The organism is Streptomyces sp. NPDC048436, assembly GCF_043200355.1.
GTDB lineage: Bacteria > Actinomycetota > Actinomycetes > Streptomycetales > Streptomycetaceae > Streptomyces.
In genome coordinates, this window is sequence record NZ_JBICXP010000006.1 from 496,077 (window position 1) to 513,833 (window position 17,757).

Sequence of the window (17,757 nt, forward strand, 5' to 3'; positions counted from 1 at the left end):
GAAGCCGGAAGTCCGAGCCCGGGGCTACGATTTATCCCAAGGGGTGAGGCCGTAGCCGTCTCTCGGAGTGAGCGCCCCTCGCGGTCGCCCTGTCCCCGCGCCTTTTGACTGGAGACCCCATGAGTACGCCCGCCCCCGCCGCCCCGGTGTTCGTCGGACCCGAGCGGACCGCAGCCGCCGGGACCGGGCCGATCAGCGTCGTGTGGTCGCTGGGCGGTCACACGCGGGACCTGGACGCCAACGTCGTCCGGCTGGCACCGGGCGCGGGTATCGGTGAGCACACCGAGACGGCACTCGGTGTGCTGGTCACCGTGCTGGCCGGTTCCGGCGAGCTCCGCACCCCCGAGGGGGCGTGGCCGCTCACGCCCGGCGCCCTCGCCTGGCTCCCGGCGGGCGCCACCCGCTCCGTACACGCGGGGGAGGAGGGGCTCCGCTATGTGACCGCGCACCGCCGCCGGCAGCCCCTCACCATCGGCTCCGCTCCAGGCTCCGGGTCCGGCTCCGCTCCCGGCTCCGGGTCCGGCTCCGACGCCGGTGAACCGGCCTGCCTGCTCGACCGCGTCTGCCCCGAGTGCGGCCGTCTCGCCGCCGAGCGCGACGCCCGCTTCTGCTCTCGTTGCGGTACGCCGTTGGCGGGCTGAGGAATGCGGGCGGCGTCTTACCGGTCCGCGTCGCCGTGGCGCGGCTCTGGCAGGTGGTGTGCCATGAAGGGCTTGCTGGTGAGGAACTCCCGGAATTTCAGGGCGGCTTCGGACAGATAGGTGCCGCGGTTCCACACCAGGCTGAGGATCCGGTGGCAGTCGGGCGCGTCCACCTGTACCCACGCGACCGGGACGCTCTCCTGCGTGCCGAGCCGGCGTGACACCCCCGGGATGAAGCCGATGCCGAGGCCCGCGCTGATCAAGCCCTGGCTTGCACCGGGCTCGTCGCCCTCGCAGGACACCAGCGGCGTGAGCCCCTCCGCCGCGAACAGCCGGTCTAGGAGGGCGCGTTGCCAGTGACCGACGCGTGTGGTGACGAAGGGGTCGTCGGCGATCTCGGGGATCGTCACGCTCTTTCGGCCGTCGAGCCGGTGCCCGTACGGAACCGCCAGCAGCACCTCCTCGCGGGCGAGTTCGACCGAGTCGAGATGCGTGCCGGTCAGCGGCTGCGACGCCACGCAGAAGTCGACCTCTCTGGCGCGTAATTGGCGGTCCATCTCCGCCACGTTCGACTGGAAGAGCCGTACGTCGGCACGGGGGTGCGCGGTACGGAAGCCGCCCAGGATCGGAGTGATCGTAAGAAGCGTCTCGCAAGCGACACCGACCCGGCCGAGCCCCGTGTCACGCGCCTCGCTGACCGCCCTGCGGCCGTCGTCGAGCTCGCTCAGGGCGCGGTCGACGTGGCGCAGGAATATCACGCCGTACTGGTTGAGCCGGATACGGCGGCCCTGCCGGTCGAAGAGCGGGGAGCCGAGATCGGCTTCGAGACGCGCGATGGTGCGGCTGAGCGAGGGCTGGGCGACGCGCAACTCCTCCGCGGCGCGGCTGATGTGCTCGTAACGGGCTACGGCCTGGAAATAGCGCAACTGCAGAAGATCCACGGTCCACCTTTGCTTATGCCTTCTCAGGCATCTTCACATGACGAAACCGGTCTTGGAGTGCATAAGCGATTCTCCCTACGGTCTTCCTAGGTCTTCGACGGGGGCGCCGCCCCCCTCACGCCGTCCCCCTCACGCCGTCCCCCTCACGCCGTCCCCCACACCAGGAAGGTCGCCTCATGAGCGCTGCGGATCTGGCCCGACTCCAGTTCGCGGCCACCACCGGCATCCACTGGCTGTTCGTGATCCTCACCATGGGGCTCGTCCCCCTCGTCGCGATCATGCACAGCCGGGCCGCGTACACCCGTGATCCCGTCAAGAGAGCCGTCCGGGAGCGCATGACGCGCTTCTGGGGGCAGCTCTATGTCATCAACTACGCGGTCGGCATCGTGACCGGCCTCGTCATGGAGTTCCAGTTCGGGCTCAGCTGGAGCGGCCTGAGCAAGTTCGCGGGCAATGTCTTCGGCGCCCCGCTGGCCCTGGAGACCCTCATCGCCTTCTTCGCCGAGTCCACCTTCCTCGGCATGTGGATCTTCGGTTGGGGCCGGCTGCGCAGGGGCGTGCACGTCACGCTCATCTGGCTGGTCGCCCTGACCGCGTACGCCTCCGCGTACTGGATCCTGATCGCCAACGGCTTCATGCAGCACCCCGTAGGCCACGAAGTCCGGGACGGAGCCGCCTACTTGACCGACTTCGGCGCGCTGCTGACCAACTCCAGCGCCCTGGTCGCCCTCGGTCATGTCGCGCTGGCCGCGCTGACGACAGGCGGAGTCTTCGTCGCCGGTGTCAGTGCCTACCACTTCCTGCGGCACACCAAGGAGACCGAGCTGTTCCGCGGCTCCATGCGTCTGGGGCTGTGGGTGGCGACGGTCGCCTCCTTCTTCGTCGTCATCGTCGGCGAGATGCAGCGGCCCGTCATCGAGCGGACCCAGCCCATGAAGGCGGCGGTCCTGGAGAACAGCGGCGTCGCCGAGGCGCAGGCGCAGCTCGTCAAGGAGCACGGGCCCGGCGACTACGTGCCCTGGCAGGACACGGTGCGGATCTCCATGGACGTCATGACGATCATCGGCAACACCGTCTCCACCATCACGCTCATCGCCGTCGTCCTGCTGTGGAAGAACCGTCTGATGCGCTGGCGTCCGGCCTTGTACGTGCTGGTGGCGACGGTCCCGTTCCCCTTCATCGCCTCGGTGGGCGGCTGGGTCGTGCGCGAGGTGGGCCGCCAACCATGGCTCGTCTACGGCGAGTTGACGGTCGAGGACGCGCTCTCCCATGTCAGTGCCGCCGCGCTGGCCGTCTCCTGCGCCGTGTTCATCGCCATCTTCCTCGCGCTGGCCGTGACGAACTGGACCCTGATCACCCGATTCGCCCGCCGCGGCCCGGACGCCACCCAGCTCGGCGCCACCGAGCCACTCCCCGGCAGCCCGCCCGGGGGACCGGCGGACGACGCCGACGAACAACAGCCGATGGCGGCCTTCTGATCCGGCCCGACCGGCCCCCACTGAGATGACCGACATGGCCTTCCCTGTCGCGACAGAAAGTTGAGCGAGATGAGTCTGGAGACCCTCTGGCTGGCCCTGCTGGGCCTGCTCCTCGCCGGGTACTTCGTGCTCGGCGGCTACGACTACGGCGTACAGATGCTGCACCCTCTCCTCGGCCGAGACAGCGGCGAAAGCCGCGAAGGCGAGCGCGCGGGCGGGAATGGTGCCCTAGACGCCATCGCACCGTTCTTCCTGGGCAACGAGGTCTGGCTTGTCGCCTTCGCCGGGGTCCTGTTCGGTGCCTTCCCGCATCTGGAAGGCACTCTCCTGTCCGGCCTGTATCCGCTGATCGTGGCGATCCTCGTCGGCCTGGTCCTCGGCAACGCCGCGATTCAGCTCCGCGGCCGGGCCGACGGGGCCCGCGGGCGCCGCTGGTGGGACGCCCTGATCGTGTTCGGCGGCGCACTGCCCGCCGTGTGCTGGGGGCTGGTCCTTGGCCTGCTGCTCCACGGCGTGCCCCGCCGGGCCGACGGTTCCTTCCGCATCGGGTTCGGCGAGGTGCTCTCGCCCTTCGTGCTGGCCTGCGGTGCGACCACCGCCCTGCTCTTCGCGGCGCACGGGGCGGCCTTCGTCGCCTTGCGTTCCGCTCCCGAACTCGCGTGCAGGGCTGCGCGGTTGGGTACGCGGTTGCTGCGTACGGCCGGGGCCGCGGGGACCCTCCCGCTGCTCCTCACGCTCTTCGGCGCGGGCGCATCGATGACGAACCGCGTGACCTCGGCGGTCATCACCGCCCTGCTCGCGGCGGCGCTCGCAGGGGCCTGGTGGTCCCTCACCGGTGGACATCATGTCCGGGCGTTCGCGGCCACGTGCTGTGCGAGCGCGCTGCCCGTGCTGCTTGTGGGGGCGGGGCACTACCCGTACGTCCTGATCAGTTCGGCCGGGAGCGGGATGACGATCCACCACGCTGTCACGGACGGCGCCACGTTGAAGATCCTGACCGCGTTCGGGGTCGTACTGATCCCGGTGATCCTCGCGTACCAGTCGTGGAGCTGGTGGGCCTTCCGCGGGCGGACAGGCCGCCGCCACCCCAGCTACTTCTGACCCCCAGCACGACGAGAGCGACGAAACGAGAGGGGCTGCACTGTGAAGCCGGTCGAGCGCCGACTGATACGGGAACTCCCGTCGCTGCGGCGGCACATGACGTACTCCACGGTCCTCGCGTTGCTCGGCCCCTGCCTCGTCGTCGCCCAGGCGGTGCTCCTGGCGACGGTCATCGCGGACGGCTTCACCGGACGCGGAGCCCGGATCGCGCCGCTTGCCGCACTCGGTGCCGTCATGGCGTCACGCGCGCTGCTGACCTGGGTCCGCGGGTTGCTCGCGCAGCGTGCCGCCGCCGACGCCAAGCGCGTGCTGCGGGACCGCGTCACCCGCCTGTTGCGGCACACGGGGCCGCTGCGCCTTGCGTCCCGCCGCCACGGCGAGACGGTCACGCTGCTCACTCGCGGCCTCGACGCCCTTGACCCGTACGTCGTCGGCTACCTGCCCACGATGACGGCCACCGCGGTGGTGCCCCTCACGGTCGTCGCCTGGCTGGCGTGGACCGACTGGACATCGGCACTGATCATCGTGGTGACGCTGCCGCTGATCCCTGTGTTCGGCGCGCTGGTCGGCCTGCACACCGCCCGACGCACCGCACGTCAATGGCAGTTGCTCGCTCGCCTCGGCGGTCACTTCCTGGATGTGGTGGCCGGGCTGCCGACACTGCGCGCTTTCGGCCGCGAGCAGCACCAGGCCAGGGTGATGGGCGAGATGGCGGAAGCCCACCGGCGGGCCACCATGCGGACGCTGCGCGTGGCGTTCCTCTCCTCCTTCGTCCTGGAGACGGTCGCCACCCTCTCCGTGGCCCTGGTCGCCGTCCCCGTCGGACTGCGGCTGCTAGACGGGGAGTTGGACCTGCGCGCGGCCCTCACCGTCCTCTTCCTCGCGCCCGAGGCGTATCTGCCGTTGCGTGCGGCGGGCGCTGCCTTTCATGACAGTGCGGAGGGTATCGCTGTGGCCGAGCGGGTCTTCGCTGTCCTTGACGAGGAGGAGCCCAGGGCGTCCGCCGCGTCTGCCGTGTCCGTGGTGCGCGCCGGTCGTGCAAGGACTCCTGACGTGCGCACTGCCCACCTGCGCCTCGACGGGGTCACGGTCCACTACCCCGGCCGCACCGCGCCCGCCCTCCGGCACGTCTCCCTCTCCGTCCGGCCCGGCGAGCACGTGGCCCTGGTCGGCCCGAGCGGCGCGGGCAAGTCGACCCTCCTTTCGCTGCTCCTCGGCTTCGTCGACCCCATCGCGGGCCGGGTCACGGTCGGCGGCACGGATCTCGCGGAGCTCACCCCCGACGCGTGGCGCGCCCACGTGGCGTGGGTTCCGCAGCGCCCGCACCTGTTCGCGGCGACCGTCGCGGACAACATCCGTCTCGGGCGCCCCGACGCGAGCGACGCCGAGGTGCGTGACGCGGCCCGCGTCGCCTCGGCCGACCTCTTCATCGAGGAGCTGCCGGAGGCTTACGACACCGTGCTCGGCGAACACGGCACCGGAATCTCCGCCGGTCAGCGCCAACGGATCGCCTTGGCCCGCGCGTTCCTCAAGGACGCCCCCGTCCTGCTCCTCGACGAACCGACCGCCCACCTGGACCCCGAGAGCGAGGCCGCCGTCACGCGCGCCACGGTCGACCTCATGCGTGGCCGGACCTCGGTGCTGGTCGCCCACCGCACGAGCCTGCTGCCGTACGCCGACCGGGTCATCACCGTACGGGCAGGCCGTTTCGAGGTTCCTCAACTGGCGTCTGCGGAAGGCCTTGTGACCTCATGACCGCCCCCCAGGCCGAGCGCTCCGCCCCGGCCTCTGCACGCAAGCCTCGCCCCACGCTCCGTCTCCTGCGCCACCTCCTCCCGCACTGGCGCAGGCTGCTGCCCGCCGCGCTCGCCTCGGCGGGCAGCGACCTTGCCGCCGCCGCGCTGACGGCCACCGCGGCCTGGCTGATCACTCGCGCCGCCGAACAGCCGCCGCTCGCCTCGGTGAGCCTGGCGATCGTCGCCGTGCGCGCCCTGGCCCTCGGTCGCGGGGCGCTGCGCTACGCCGACCGGCTCCTCGGGCACGATGGCGTGCTGCGCGCCGTCGCGGGCTTCCGTACGCGGGTGTACGAGGCACTGGTGCCGCTCGCTCCGGCAGGCACCCCCGCCTTCCGCAGCGGTGACCTGCTGACCCGCCTCGTCGACGACGTCGACGCCGCCCAGGACCTGCTGCTGCGCGTCATGATCCCGGCCGTAGCCGCCTGCGCGGTCGCGGTGGCCACGACCGGAGCGGTCGCGGTGCTGCTGCCGCAGGCAGGGCTGCTGCTCGGGCTGCTGCTGGCCGTGGCGGGACTCCTCGTACCCGCTCTGGTGCTCGCACTGTCACACCGGGCGGGCCGTGCGCAGAAGGAGGTACGTGGCGAACTCTCCGCGCTGACACTGGACTTGACCCAGGGGGCGGCGGACCTCGCCGCGTACGGGGCCCAGGGCCGTGCCGAAGAGCGGGCACGCCGGGCTTCCGCCCGGATCGCCGTGCTGGAGCGCCGCAGGGCCCTGACCGTGTCGCTCGCCTCGGCCGTGGTCCTGTTGTTCCAGGGCGGGGCGGCGGTCGGCGTCACCTGGCTCGCGCTGCGGGCGCACGCAGCCGGCGCACTGCCCGCCGTGCATCTCACCGTCCTGGCGGTTCTGGCGCTGGTCTCCTTCGACGCCCTCGTGCCGCTGCCCGCGGCTGCCCGGCATCTCGCCGAAGTGCGGGCCTCCGCAAGCCGGTTGGCCGACCTCTTCGACACCCCGGCGCCCGTCACGGACCCGCCTACCCCCGTCTCGTTCCCCAGCGAGGGGCCGCTCGGCGTGGACATCACCGACCTGCGGGTGCGCCACCGCCCCGGCGGCCCCCCGGCCCTGGACGGGGTGAGCCTGCGGCTGCCGCCCGGCCGAAGGGTCGTACTCCTCGGCGCCAGCGGCTGCGGAAAGTCGACGCTGATCGCGACGCTCATGGGGTTCCTCCCGTACGAAGCCGGAAGCATCCGCGTCGGAGGGCGCGAGCTGCGCGACTGCGCGGGCGCCGACGCCCGCCGCGCGATCACCGGCATGACCCAGGACGCCCACGTCTTCCACACCACGATCCGCGCCAATCTGCTCCTGGCCCGCCCCGACGCGAGCGACGCCGAGCTGCGCGAAGCGGCCCGCAGGGCGCGACTCCTGGAATGGGTCGAGTCACTGCCCGACCGCTGGGAGACCCTCCTCGGCGGGGACGGCGCAGCGATGTCCGGCGGCCAGCGCCAACGCCTGCTCCTGGCCCGCGCACTGCTCGCCGACCCGCCCGTCCTCGTACTTGACGAACCCACCGAGGGCCTCGACCCCGACACCGCGGCGGCCGTACTCGCCGACATCCTCGACGCCACCCGCGGCCGCACCACGCTCCTGGTCACCCACGAGCGGTCCGGCATCGCCGAGGCCGACGAGATCGTGACCCTCGAACGCGACCAACCACGCCGGTCCCGTCATATCCTCCAGGACCTGATCTGATCGGCGACCGCGTAGACGCTGATACGCGTCTCCCGGATCCTGCGCACCAGGTCGGACAGGGCTCCGTAGGGCGGATCGATGCCCTCCCCGGACTGGTCCATGTACTGGGCGGCGACGAACGCCGCGTACAGGCTGTTGCGGTAGGGCAGCGGCTCCAGGCGTACGAGGGTGTGCAGCAGGGCCGCGGCGCGCCAGGCCGCGTCCGGGTCGGAGGCTTCCAGGGTCGGCAGCTTCGTCTTGTGGCGTGCCACCGCCGCGACCAGCGCGGAGTAGTCCGACACAGTCATGTCTTCGGGGGCGACGGCGAACTCCTGGATGTCCAGGAGCCAGGCGACATCGACGTACAGAACCATCAGGCGGCCGCGGACCCCTCGTGGCGTTCGGAGGGTGGGATCTCCCCCGGATGGTCCTCGTCGAACTCGGCCCGCAGCTTGTCGGCCCACTCGGAGGCGCCGATGATGAACCGCTTGCGCTCCACCTCACGTACACCGAGATCATGCACGTACTGCTTGAGGCTCTTGCCTTCCGCCGCCGCGGCCGCCCGGATGCCTTCGAGCTCCTCGTCGGTGAAGGACACGTTCAGGGATGGCATACCCCCAAGGTACCAACCAGGTACCTGCCGGGGGAGTGCATGCCCCCGCTCAGTCGATGACCGTGCGGTGTTTCAGGGTCTTGTGCGGTGTTCCGTGGGATCTCCGCCTCGCGCGATCCGACAGGAAAATGCGGTGAACAGAGATCGCGTGGGACGCAGACTGGCTCCATGACCGAACCGGATCTCAAGGCTGACCTTCGCCACTACCTGCAGTCCGCCCGCGACGCCCTGCTGTGGAAGCTCGAAGGGCTCTCCGAATACGACGGCCGACGCCCGCTGACGCCGACCGGCACGAACCTTCTGGGCCTGGTGAAACACGTGGCCGGCGTGGAGTTCGGCTACCTCGGTGACACCTTCGGGCGGCCGTCCGGGCAGCTGTTGCCCTGGCTGGAGGACGGTGCTGAGGCCAACGCGGATATGTGGGCCACCGCCGACGAGTCACGCGAGTACATCGTGGATCTCTACCGCCGGTCGTGGGCGCACTCGGACTCGACGATCGAGGCACTGGCGCTGGAGACGGTCGGCAGGGTGCCGTGGTGGCCGAGCAGCAGAGACGAGATGACGCTGCATCATGCCGTCGTACGCGTGATCGCCGACACCCACCGCCACGCCGGGCACGCCGACATCGTCCGAGAGCTCGTGGACGGGGCCGTGGGCATGAACAAGGGCAACGACAGCATGGCGACGGGCGGCGCGGAGTGGTGGAAGGACCACCGGAGCCGACTGGAGCGCGCCGCCCAAGAAGCCGGGAAGTGAAAGCACGCAACCGCGGCGCGCTCGCGGGAGTCACAGGTTACTGAGCGCCGGCAGTGGTCGGCCACGGGGGAACGGGGCGCGGAGCATGGAGAAGTACACGCTCGTCCAGCGCGTCACGCGGTCCTTCTGGCTCCCGCGTGGCGCCGACCGGAGGCAACCCACCCCCACACGACGGCTGTTGGCGCTCTGGCTGGCGGCGCTCGTCTTCGGGGCGGGCATTACCGCCCTCGGTTGGGACGATGGTTTCGGCGGCTCCACCGTCATGGCGGTGATGCTCCTCTTCCATGTCGGCGACGACATCATCGGAGGGGTACGGCACCGCTGGCCGGCCGCATTGGCCGCACTGGCCGCTCTGTTGGGGGCGAGCCGGGTCACCCATGCCGTCCTGCCCGACTCCCTCGACGCGGCGTGGGCCGAGACCATCGCCGCGGGTGCCGGTGTCACACTCGGGTTCGCGGTGGCCGCGGCGATCACGAGGCTTCCGGAGCGGTCGGCGGGGGTTCGTCGGGGGCGGCGTCGAAGTAGCGGCGGACCAAGTGCGTGAAGGCGTCGTTGAGTTCGGTGGGGCTGACGAACTCGATGTCGGCATCGAATACGCCTGAGCTGCTCTCCGCGGCAGGGCCAGCCGCCAAACGCGGCCACATCCCCGCCGGGCATTTCGCGCGGGGCGAAGCGGGGCCCGTGGGCGTACGCGGCGCGATCCGGCCCGCGCGGAAGCTGCTCGCCGCGCGCGCCGCCGCGCGAAGCGCCCTGACCACCACCGGTCAGAAGGCGACCTGAGCAGCCGTCATCCCGCAGGCTGCCGCGGAGGCGTGGACCGGAGCCCGTCCAGGGTGAGGTCGAGCAGACGCTCGGCCTGCGCGCGCTGCTCGGGCCTTGCCGATGTGAGGGCGATGCCGGCGAGAGCCGCGAACATGTCGGTCGAGCTGATGTCGGACCGGATGGTGCCGGCGGCTGTGCAGGCGTCCATGAGGGAGGACAGGGCGGCCTGGATCATCTCGTGGCTCTCGGCGTACGGATTGGACCCGGCGGCGACGACGGCCCGCAGGGCGTCGGCCATGCCGAGCTTGGCCGTGGCGTAGTCGATGAAGCCACGCGTCCACGCACGCAGGGCCTCATCGGGCGGCATGGTCTCCAGGAGGCCGGGGACCGCCTCGCACAACCGGGCCACCTCGTTGCGGTAGGCCGCTTCGATCAGCGCCTCGCGCGTGGGGAAGTTCCGGTACAGGGTGCCGCTTCCCACCCCGGCCTCCTTGGCGATGCGCTCGAAGTGCGCGTCGAGGCCCTCCTCGGCGAACACCCGCGCCGCGGCGGACAAGATCTTGTCCCGGTTGCGCTGTGCGTCAGCCCTCAACGGCCGCTCTTCGGCACGTGCCATCAGTCGTCTCCCCTCGACACCCATTGCTAAGTGGGGGTGTCTCCACTTACCCTGAATGAAGTGGAGGCGCCCCCACTTTCAGTTTAGGGCATGACGGGCATGGCCTGCCCTGCCCGTCATGCCCTCATGCCCTCATTTCCCGTTCCTCGTTCATCGTTCATCGTTCGGAAGGTACCGCCCATGTTGGGAATCGAAGGCAAAGTCGTGGCGATCACCGGCGCCAGCAGTGGCATAGGCGAGGCGACCGCGCTTCTGCTGGCCGAGCGCGGCGCCAAGATCGTCCTCGGGGCGCGACGTCCCGACCGGCTCGAAGCCCTGGCCGACCGCGTCGTCAAGGCCGGTGGAGAAGCCGCCTGGATCCGCACGGACGTGAAGCGGCGCGAGGACCTCGCCGGTCTCGTCACGCTGGCACGTGACCGGTTCGGCAAGCTCGACGTCCTCGTCAGCAACGCGGGGGTCGGCCCGATCTCCCCCCTGGACGAGCTTCGCGTGGAGGACTGGGAGGAGATGATCGACGTCAATCTCAAAGGCGTGCTGTACGGAATCGCCGCCGCCCTGCCCGTTTTCCGGCAGCAGGGCTTCGGGCACTTCGTCAACACCGCGTCCGTCGCCGGGCTGAGCATCTCGCCGCTCATGGGGGTGTACGCGGGCACGAAGAACGCCGTCCGCGCCGTCTCTGAGGGTCTGCGCCAAGAGGCCGGCGACAGCCTGCGCGTAACCATCGTCTCGCCGGGCTTCGTCCACACGGACTTCGCGGAATCCATGTCGAACCCTGAGGTCAAGGCTCAGATCATCGAGCGGAGGGACAAGATCGCGATCCCGCCGGAAGCGGTGGCCCGAGCCATCGCCTTCGCCGTCGAGCAGCCGGATGGTGTCGACGTGGGCGACATCGTCGTCCGCCCCACCGCGCAGAACTGACGCCGCTGGGCCCATCGAGTGATGTCTCGACCTCGACCGGAGGTGGAGGGTCGAGGGTGAGCGTGAGGCCGAGGGTGAGCGTGAGGGCGAGGGCAAGGCCGAAGGACGCCTGCCCGCCCACGTGCCCGGGTCGATCCTCGTACTCAGCGAACCGGTGAAGGCGCGCCGCGGAATGTGCGCCTGTACGCCAGCGGTGACACGCCGATGGCGGCGTGCAGATGCTGACGCAAGGACGTGCCGGTGACGAAACCGACCTCGCCTGCGATCTCGTCCACCGGCAGGTCCGTGGTCTCCAGCAGGTGCCGTGCCCGGGTCACCCGCTGCTGGATCAGCCAGCGTCCCGGGCTCATGCCCACCTCCTCGTTGAAGCGGCGGGCGAAGGTGCGCAGGCTCATCCGGGCCTGCTCGGCGAGGTCGGCCTGGGTGAGGGGCTCGCGCAGGTGTTCCAGAGCCCAGTGGCGGGCGCGTGCCGTGCTGTTCGACGGGGCGTGCGGCACCGGCCGCTCGATGTACTGCGCCTGTCCGCCTTCCCGCCACGGCGGGACCACGCAGGCGCGGGCCACTCGGTTGGCCACCTCGGTGCCGTGGTCCTCGCGTACGAGGTGCAGACAGACGTCGATCCCCGAAGCGGCACCCGCCGAGGTCAGCACGTCCCCGTCGTCGATGAACAGGACGTCCGGATCGAGCGCCACCTGCGGGAACCACTGACGGAAGACGTCCGCGAGCGCCCAGTGCGTGGTGGCCCGGCGACCGTCGAGGACACCGGCGGCCGCCAGGACGAAGGCCCCGGTGCAGATGGAGACGGTGCGGGTGCCGGGAGTGATGGAGGCGACGGCTTCCGCTACGGCATCCGGTGGTCGCGGGGCGATCAGGGAGGTGTCGAAGGGCGGGATGACCACGGTGTCGGCGGTACGCAGGATGTCGGGACCGTGGTCGACGCTGATCGAGAAGTCGGAGTTGGTGCGTACGGGGCGACCGTCGACCGTGCAGGTCAGGACCTCGTAGAGGCCGTCCGTCGACCCGAATACGCGGCTGGGGATGCCCAGTTCGAAGGGGTACACCCCCTCCAGGGCCAGTACGACGACACGGTGTGCGCTACCCATGGCAGGATCCCTTCGAAAGATGGCAATCATGCCATGGCCGGGTGTCGGTACGACAGCGATCCTTGACACATGACGAACACCACCGCGAACACCGCCACCATGCGCGCCATCAGCCAGGACACTCACGGAACCCCTGACGTACTGAGGGAGGTCGTGATCCCCAGGCCCGCTCCGGGACCGAGCCAGATCCTGGTCGCCGTACACGCGGCGGGAGTCAATCCGACCGACTGGAAGCACCGGACCGGCGGCCTCTTCGTCGACCGTCTGCCGCTGATCCTCGGCTGGGACGTCTCGGGAGTCGTCGAGGAGGTCGGTTACGGAGTCACCCTCTTCAAGCCCGGCGACGAGGTCTTCGGCATGCTGCCCTACCCGTTCGGAGTCGGCTCGCACGCCGAGTACGCGACCGGCCCGGCCAGGGCCTTCGCGCACAAGCCGAAGGGTGTCGACCACATTCAGGCGGGCGCCCTGCCGCTGGCCGCGCTCACCGCCTATCAGGCGCTCGTCGACACGGCCGGCGTCCAGGCAGGCCAGCGGGTCCTCATTCATGCGGCCGCCGGGGGTGTCGGACACCTCGCCGTCCAGATCGCCAAGGCCCGCGGCGCGTACGTCATCGGAACGGCGAGTGCGCCCAAGCACGACTTCGTACGCAAGCTCGGCGCGGACGAGGTCATCGACTACCGCACCGTCGACTTCGCGGAGACCCTCACCGACATCGACGCGGTCCTCGACCCAATCTCCGGCGACACCCGGGCCCGCTCCCTGAACGTACTGCGACCCGGCGGAACCCTCGTCTCCCTCCTGCCGGGCACCGACCCCGACGAGGCGGCGAAGGCCGCGGAGCGCGGCGTCCGCGTCGAGACCCTCCTGGTCGAGGCGGACCATGCCGGTATGAACGCGATCGCCGACCTCGTCGAGGCGGGCGCACTGCGCGCGCACATCGAAGCGACCTTCCCGCTGGCGGAGGCGGCCAAGGCCCACGCGCTGGGCGAGACCGACCGCACGACAGGGAAGATCGTGCTGGTGGTCCAGGAGGACGGGCAGGAGTAGGCGCGCCGGGGGCGGGCCGTGGGCCAGCGGGTCAGCGGATTTCGTCTCCGCTCACCGGCGCCTGGCGGGGCGGCGATGCCCTTACGCACCGACGTCCTGCGGTGGATGCGCCTCACCGGCTCCCCGTCTCCAGGATCGCCGCGAGCTCGTCGAGTCCCTCGGTGTGCCAGTCGAAGGAGTCCTCGGGTGCGGGCGGGTCGCCGACCGGCCGGTGGACATAGGCGGTGCGCATGCCGAGTGCCTGCGCCGCGCGCAGATCCCAGGCGTGCGCCGCGACCATGAGCAGCCGCTCGGGCGGACGCGCGGCGGTGTCGACCGCCAGTTGATAGACCCGCTGGGCGGGCTTGTACGCCTGGGCGGCCTCGGCGGACAGGGCCTGGTGCCAGCGCAGGCCGGCATAGGAGTTGATGCGCAGCAGGGCCGAGCGGCCGGCGTTCGACAGGCCGATGAGGGGGCGGCTTCGGGCGAGCCGGTCCATGCCCGCGAGGGAATCGGGCCAGGGCGGCAACCGTTGTCCCGCGCGCGTCAGGGTCTCGATCACCGCCGGGTCGGTGAGCCCCGCCCGGTCGGCGACCAACTGCGCGGCCTCACGGTCGATGACCTCGCTGTTCGCGTAGGGGCGGAGGCCATCGTGGATGCGCTGTTGTTCGACCTCGACGTGGTCCTGCCAGATCTTGAGCAGTTCGGCCGCGAGCGCTTCGTCGGTTTGCGGGGCAGCGGCCCGGATCCGGCGACGAGCCCGCCGGGTTCGTCCACGAGCGTTCCGAGGATGTCGAAGACCACGGCGTCGATGTCGCGGGGAGAGGCCATGGCGAACTCCTGTCGCACGGGCACGGCGTCGATTACTAAACCGAACGGTATATCGTGACAGGGCTCGCAGACCAAGGTCAAGGCCGAGGTCAAGGTCAAGGTCAGGGTCATTGAGCTGAGGCTCCGAAAGGCCGCGCGATGCGGCTTCCGGTGGATCGGCGTACTGCCGCCTACCGTGCCGGCTTGCGCCAGGTCATGATCTCGGTCGGTGGAACGCGCTCCGCGAAGCGGTTGTCGGGCGACGCCTGCCGCAGTACCTCACGCAGGTCCCGTTCGAAGTCCCCCAGCCTCTCGCCGAACAGGTGCGGCGCGGAGTCGGAGCGGGAGAACACCCATGCCGCAAGGTCGTCGGCGGTGCGGGTGGCCACTTCCTCGGCGGGCGGCACCACGTGTCGTTCGAAGTTCACGAACCCGGCCCGCGCAAGGACGAGGTCCTCCCGGTTCGGCGTGCCGTTGGCGAGCGTTCCCTGCCCCGCGCGGCGCACCGGGCCCAGGTAGCGACGCACCAGATCGCCGATCCGCGCGTACGGAGGAGGGGGCAGCGGCAGTGGTGCCGGTCCGGCGGGCGGATCCTTGAGGTCGCTGATGTGGACGAACGCGCCTCCCGGCGCCAGCATCTCCCGCACAGTGGCGGCTACCCGATCCCGGTCCGTCCAGTGGAACGACTGGGCGAACACCACGACCCGGAACTCACCCAGGCCCGCCGGGAGCTCCTCGGCACGTGCGGCCACCCAGCGCGCGTTGCCCACCCCGCGTAGCGCGGCCCGGCGCTCGGCCTCGGCCAGCATGTCCTCGTCAGGGTCGACGCCGACGGCCTCGGTGAAGAACCGGGCCAGGGTGAGCAGTACGGTGCCGGGCCCGCAGCCGACGTCGAGGAGCCGGCCCCGGCCGTCGAGGCCGAGGGCTGTGGCCAGTGCTCCCGCGACTCCGGGGGCGTACGGCAGTCGGCCGCGTTCATAGTGGGCCGCACTTCCCTGGAAGAGGGTGCGATCCCACTGCCATCCCTCAGGCGTGTCTCCCATCTCCGCCAGTAGACCCGATTTCGCCGACCTCGGTGCGGTCATTTCCCCCGCCCTTGCCCTTGCCCCGCCCCCGCCCTTGCCCCGCCCCCGGGCCGGAGTCACCGGCTACTGCACCCCGTGCGGCCGGAACTGGATGCTGATGCGTCCCCCGGCGGCCCGGGCCGACTTGGGGATGGCGTGTTCCCAGGTGCGCTGGCAGGAGCCGCCCATCACGATCAGGTCGCCGTGTCCTAGCGGACGGCGGACGGTCCTGCCGCCGCCGTGGCGCGGGCGGAGCAGCAGGTCGCGGGGTGCTCCCACGGAGAGGATGGCGACCATCGTGTCCTCGCGGGCGCCCCGGCCGATGCGGTCACCGTGCCAGGCCACGCTGTCGCGCCCGTCCCGGTAGTGGCAGAGCCCGGCCGTCGTGAACGCCTCGCCGAGCTCGGCGGCGTAGTACGTGGAGAGGGCCCCGCGCGCCTCGTCGAGGACGGGATGCGGCAGCGTTTCGCCCGCCCGGTAGAAGGCGAGCAGGCGTGGCACGTCGACGACCCTCTCGTACATCTGGCGGCGCTCCGCCTTCCACGGGACGTCGGCGGCGAGACGCTCGAACAGAACGTCGGCGCCGCTGAGCCAGCCCGGCAGAAGGTCGATCCAGGCCCCGTCGCCGAGGACCGTCCTGCGGACCCCGTCCAGCGGGCTCAGGCGCACGTCGTCGCACTGATCGAAGAGTGATCCCTGGAGCTGGTGCGTTGCCATGAAACCGAGTGTACTCGTGATTCGAACGCGTGAGCTAATTCGAATGACGGTGGCTGATCGGTGCTGCGACACTGCGGGGGTGGATGAGGCGATGCGTTTTCGTCGGGCGGCCGTGGCGTGGGCGGCGGGCGGAGGGGGCGGTGGATCCGCCGCCGATGTGGCCCGTGAGCGAGCCGTCGAGGCCGGCGTGCGCACGGTCGTGCTGGTCGAGGGCGACAGCGATCTCGTGGCGCTGGAGGCGCTGGCCCTGCGCCATGGACGCAGGCTCGACGCGGAGGGCGTCTCGATCCTGCCGCTCGGCGGAGCCATGAGCATCGGCAGGTTCCTCGACCTGTGCGGCCCCGGCGGGCTCGACGTCCCCGTCGCCGGTCTGTGCGACGCGGGGGAGGAGCACTACTTCCGCCGCGTTCTCGAACGTGCGGGCATCCGTCCCCGGCCCACTCGCGCCGGCATGGAGGAACTTGGTTTCTACGTCTGTGACGCGGACCTGGAAGACGAGCTGATCCGCGGCCTTGGTGCTTACGCGGTGCAGGGAGTCATCGGCGCACAAGGCGAGTTGAGGAAGTTCCGTACCTTCCAGAAGCAGCCCGCCCAACGGGACCGGAGCGTCGAACGGCAGCTCAGGCGGTTCATGGGCACCCACAGCGGCCGCAAGTCGCAGTACGCGCGCTCACTCGTCGAGCATCTCGATCTCGCCAGGGTGCCGCGCCCCCTGGAGGCCCTCCTCGCGCACGTCTGAGGACGCGGCGGGAGCGCCGGAGGGCGCACGCCCCGGCAGCGGCAGATCCGCGTCGTGCCGCAGCGCGTCGAGCACCACGCGCACCGCCGCGCGAGGGGGTGAGCCGCGACGCAGGGCCGCGGTGATGGTGCGGGTGACGGGGCTCGCGAGCTCCCTGGTGGCGACGCGATAGCGGCTGTCGACCGCCAGGCCGGGCAGCAGCGTGATCGAAAGACCGGCCTCGACGTGCTGCAGAGCCATCATGTAGTTGCTGAACCGGCACACCACCCGCGGCTCGAACCGCGCTTGACGGCACAGACGCAGCGCGAGATTCGCCATGTACGACTGCGGAATGTCGAACGTCCATGCGTCGTCGGCATAGGCCGCGAGGTCCACGGCGCCGCGCCCGGCCGCGGGATGCTCGGGCGGGACCACCAGCAGAACCGGGTCCGTGGCCAGCGGCACGAGGTCGATGTCCGGCCCCAGAGGAAGTTCGTCGAAGTCCGATGTCGTGATGATGATGTCCACGTCACCGACCTTCAGCGCGGGCATGCTCGCGTGCGGCTCCAGTTCGAGCAGCTCGACGTCGAGGTGCGGATACGCGCGCGCCAGCCGGCTCACCGCGGGTACGGCCATGGTGTGGATGGCGCTCTGGAACGCGCCAAGGCGCACCAGACCCGACGGTTCATCGCCGAACCCGCGCAGCTCCGCCTCGACGCCGTCCATGTGGTCGAGGATCGCCCGCGCCCGCCGCGCGAGGATCAGCCCGGCCGAGGTGAGCCGCACCCGGCGGCCCGTGCGTTCGAGCAGCTGTGTGCGCGTCTCGCTCTCGAGTACGGCGAGCTGCTGGGACACGCTCGACGGGCTGAGATTGGCGGCTTGTGCGACCGCCCTGACAGTGCCGAGCGTGTCGAGCTGGCTCAGCAGACGCAGCCTCCAGGGGTTCATCATGCCCCCATTCTTGTACGGTTCTGCCGAACAGGGCGGCCAGAAATGTGCGATGGACGTGTCGCTCGCGCGCGCCCTACC

General features: G+C 70.7%; 19 protein-coding genes and 1 pseudogene. 11 read left to right on the plus strand and 9 right to left on the minus strand.

From position 1 onward, the window contains the following. Positions 1-119: 119 nt before the first annotated feature. A complete protein-coding gene (locus ACGFX9_RS23680) occupies positions 120-641 on the plus strand; it encodes a hypothetical protein (RefSeq protein ID WP_393475279.1) in 522 nt (173 codons plus the stop codon). A gap of 17 nt (positions 642-658) precedes the next feature. On the opposite strand, the gene ACGFX9_RS23685 is transcribed toward ACGFX9_RS23680, so the two are convergent. Next, the gene (locus ACGFX9_RS23685; RefSeq protein ID WP_393475282.1) at positions 659-1,582 is read right to left on the minus strand and encodes a LysR family transcriptional regulator; all 924 of its coding nucleotides are present in this window, start codon (positions 1,580-1,582) and stop codon (positions 659-661) included. Positions 1,583-1,758: 176 nt separating this feature from the next. On the opposite strand from ACGFX9_RS23685, the gene ACGFX9_RS23690 reads away from it, so the two are divergent. The 4 genes from ACGFX9_RS23690 to cydC all read left to right on the plus strand — a co-directional run bounded on the left by ACGFX9_RS23690 (position 1,759) and on the right by cydC (position 7,646). Then, on the plus strand, positions 1,759-3,060 hold the full coding sequence (locus tag ACGFX9_RS23690) for a cytochrome ubiquinol oxidase subunit I (RefSeq protein WP_393475285.1): 1,302 nt from the start codon (positions 1,759-1,761) through the stop codon (positions 3,058-3,060). Between the two features lie 69 nt (positions 3,061-3,129). Continuing rightward, positions 3,130-4,161, plus strand: a complete 1,032-nt coding sequence (gene cydB, locus ACGFX9_RS23695) for a cytochrome d ubiquinol oxidase subunit II (protein ID WP_393475288.1) — start codon at positions 3,130-3,132, stop codon at positions 4,159-4,161. A 42-nt stretch (positions 4,162-4,203) separates the two neighbouring features. Continuing rightward, positions 4,204-5,916: a thiol reductant ABC exporter subunit CydD gene (cydD, locus tag ACGFX9_RS23700; RefSeq protein WP_393475291.1), complete on the plus strand. Its 1,713-nt coding sequence runs from the start codon at positions 4,204-4,206 to the stop codon at positions 5,914-5,916. Beyond that, complete coding sequence (cydC, locus tag ACGFX9_RS23705; protein ID WP_393475294.1) at positions 5,913-7,646, plus strand: thiol reductant ABC exporter subunit CydC; 1,734 nt, start codon at positions 5,913-5,915, stop codon at positions 7,644-7,646. Before cydD ends, cydC begins: the two co-directional genes overlap by 4 nt. Here the strand turns inward: cydC and ACGFX9_RS23710 are convergent. After that, the gene (locus tag ACGFX9_RS23710) at positions 7,622-7,999 is read right to left on the minus strand and encodes a toxin Doc (protein ID WP_393475296.1); all 378 of its coding nucleotides are present in this window, start codon (positions 7,997-7,999) and stop codon (positions 7,622-7,624) included. The genes cydC and ACGFX9_RS23710 overlap by 25 nt on opposite strands. Then, positions 7,999-8,238, minus strand: a complete 240-nt coding sequence (locus ACGFX9_RS23715; protein ID WP_393475299.1) for a hypothetical protein — start codon at positions 8,236-8,238, stop codon at positions 7,999-8,001. The genes ACGFX9_RS23710 and ACGFX9_RS23715 overlap by 1 nt, the downstream gene beginning before the upstream one ends. A 168-nt stretch (positions 8,239-8,406) precedes the next feature. Here ACGFX9_RS23715 and ACGFX9_RS23720 point away from each other — a divergent pair, with 168 nt between their 5' ends. The 3 genes from ACGFX9_RS23720 to ACGFX9_RS23730 all read left to right on the plus strand — a co-directional run bounded on the left by ACGFX9_RS23720 (position 8,407) and on the right by ACGFX9_RS23730 (position 9,774). Beyond that, positions 8,407-8,994 (plus strand): DinB family protein, encoded by a 588-nt coding sequence (locus ACGFX9_RS23720; protein WP_393475302.1) that lies wholly within the window; start codon positions 8,407-8,409, stop codon positions 8,992-8,994. A gap of 85 nt (positions 8,995-9,079) precedes the next feature. Then, the gene (locus tag ACGFX9_RS23725; protein ID WP_393475305.1) at positions 9,080-9,538 is read left to right on the plus strand and encodes a hypothetical protein; all 459 of its coding nucleotides are present in this window, start codon (positions 9,080-9,082) and stop codon (positions 9,536-9,538) included. Positions 9,539-9,573: 35 nt separating this feature from the next. Continuing rightward, a complete protein-coding gene (locus ACGFX9_RS23730; RefSeq protein WP_393475308.1) occupies positions 9,574-9,774 on the plus strand; it encodes a hypothetical protein in 201 nt (66 codons plus the stop codon). Positions 9,775-9,781: 7 nt separating this feature from the next. Here ACGFX9_RS23730 and ACGFX9_RS23735 read toward each other — a convergent pair whose 3' ends face one another. Next, positions 9,782-10,372 carry a TetR/AcrR family transcriptional regulator gene (locus tag ACGFX9_RS23735; protein WP_393475311.1) on the minus strand — a complete coding sequence of 197 codons (591 nt, stop codon included), beginning with the start codon at positions 10,370-10,372 and terminating at the stop codon, positions 9,782-9,784. A 180-nt stretch (positions 10,373-10,552) separates the two neighbouring features. Between ACGFX9_RS23735 and ACGFX9_RS23740 the strand changes: the two genes are divergently transcribed. Further along, on the plus strand, positions 10,553-11,290 hold the full coding sequence (locus ACGFX9_RS23740; RefSeq protein ID WP_393475314.1) for an SDR family oxidoreductase: 738 nt from the start codon (positions 10,553-10,555) through the stop codon (positions 11,288-11,290). 143 nt (positions 11,291-11,433) lie between these two features. On the opposite strand, the gene ACGFX9_RS23745 is transcribed toward ACGFX9_RS23740, so the two are convergent. After that, positions 11,434-12,393 (minus strand): GlxA family transcriptional regulator, encoded by a 960-nt coding sequence (locus ACGFX9_RS23745; RefSeq protein ID WP_393475317.1) that lies wholly within the window; start codon positions 12,391-12,393, stop codon positions 11,434-11,436. 99 nt (positions 12,394-12,492) lie between these two features. On the opposite strand from ACGFX9_RS23745, the gene ACGFX9_RS23750 reads away from it, so the two are divergent. Further along, a complete protein-coding gene (locus ACGFX9_RS23750; RefSeq protein WP_393475425.1) occupies positions 12,493-13,440 on the plus strand; it encodes an NADP-dependent oxidoreductase in 948 nt (315 codons plus the stop codon). 112 nt (positions 13,441-13,552) lie between these two features. On the opposite strand, the pseudogene ACGFX9_RS23755 reads toward ACGFX9_RS23750, so the two are convergent. The 3 genes and pseudogenes from ACGFX9_RS23755 to ACGFX9_RS23765 all read right to left on the minus strand — a co-directional run bounded on the left by ACGFX9_RS23755 (position 13,553) and on the right by ACGFX9_RS23765 (position 16,010). Then, positions 13,553-14,250 (minus strand): annotated as a pseudogene (locus tag ACGFX9_RS23755) (haloacid dehalogenase type II). Between the two features lie 170 nt (positions 14,251-14,420). Further along, positions 14,421-15,272: a class I SAM-dependent methyltransferase gene (locus ACGFX9_RS23760; RefSeq protein ID WP_393475320.1), complete on the minus strand. Its 852-nt coding sequence runs from the start codon at positions 15,270-15,272 to the stop codon at positions 14,421-14,423. A gap of 105 nt (positions 15,273-15,377) precedes the next feature. Beyond that, the gene (locus ACGFX9_RS23765; RefSeq protein ID WP_393475323.1) at positions 15,378-16,010 is read right to left on the minus strand and encodes an alpha-ketoglutarate-dependent dioxygenase AlkB; all 633 of its coding nucleotides are present in this window, start codon (positions 16,008-16,010) and stop codon (positions 15,378-15,380) included. A 79-nt stretch (positions 16,011-16,089) separates the two neighbouring features. Between ACGFX9_RS23765 and ACGFX9_RS23770 the strand changes: the two genes are divergently transcribed. Next, the gene (locus tag ACGFX9_RS23770; protein WP_393475326.1) at positions 16,090-16,749 is read left to right on the plus strand and encodes a TOPRIM nucleotidyl transferase/hydrolase domain-containing protein; all 660 of its coding nucleotides are present in this window, start codon (positions 16,090-16,092) and stop codon (positions 16,747-16,749) included. On the opposite strand, the gene ACGFX9_RS23775 is transcribed toward ACGFX9_RS23770, so the two are convergent. Then, the gene (locus tag ACGFX9_RS23775; protein ID WP_393475328.1) at positions 16,681-17,679 is read right to left on the minus strand and encodes a LysR substrate-binding domain-containing protein; all 999 of its coding nucleotides are present in this window, start codon (positions 17,677-17,679) and stop codon (positions 16,681-16,683) included. The two genes, ACGFX9_RS23770 and ACGFX9_RS23775, sit on opposite strands and share 69 nt — an antisense overlap. Between the last annotated feature and the right edge of the window lie 78 nt (positions 17,680-17,757).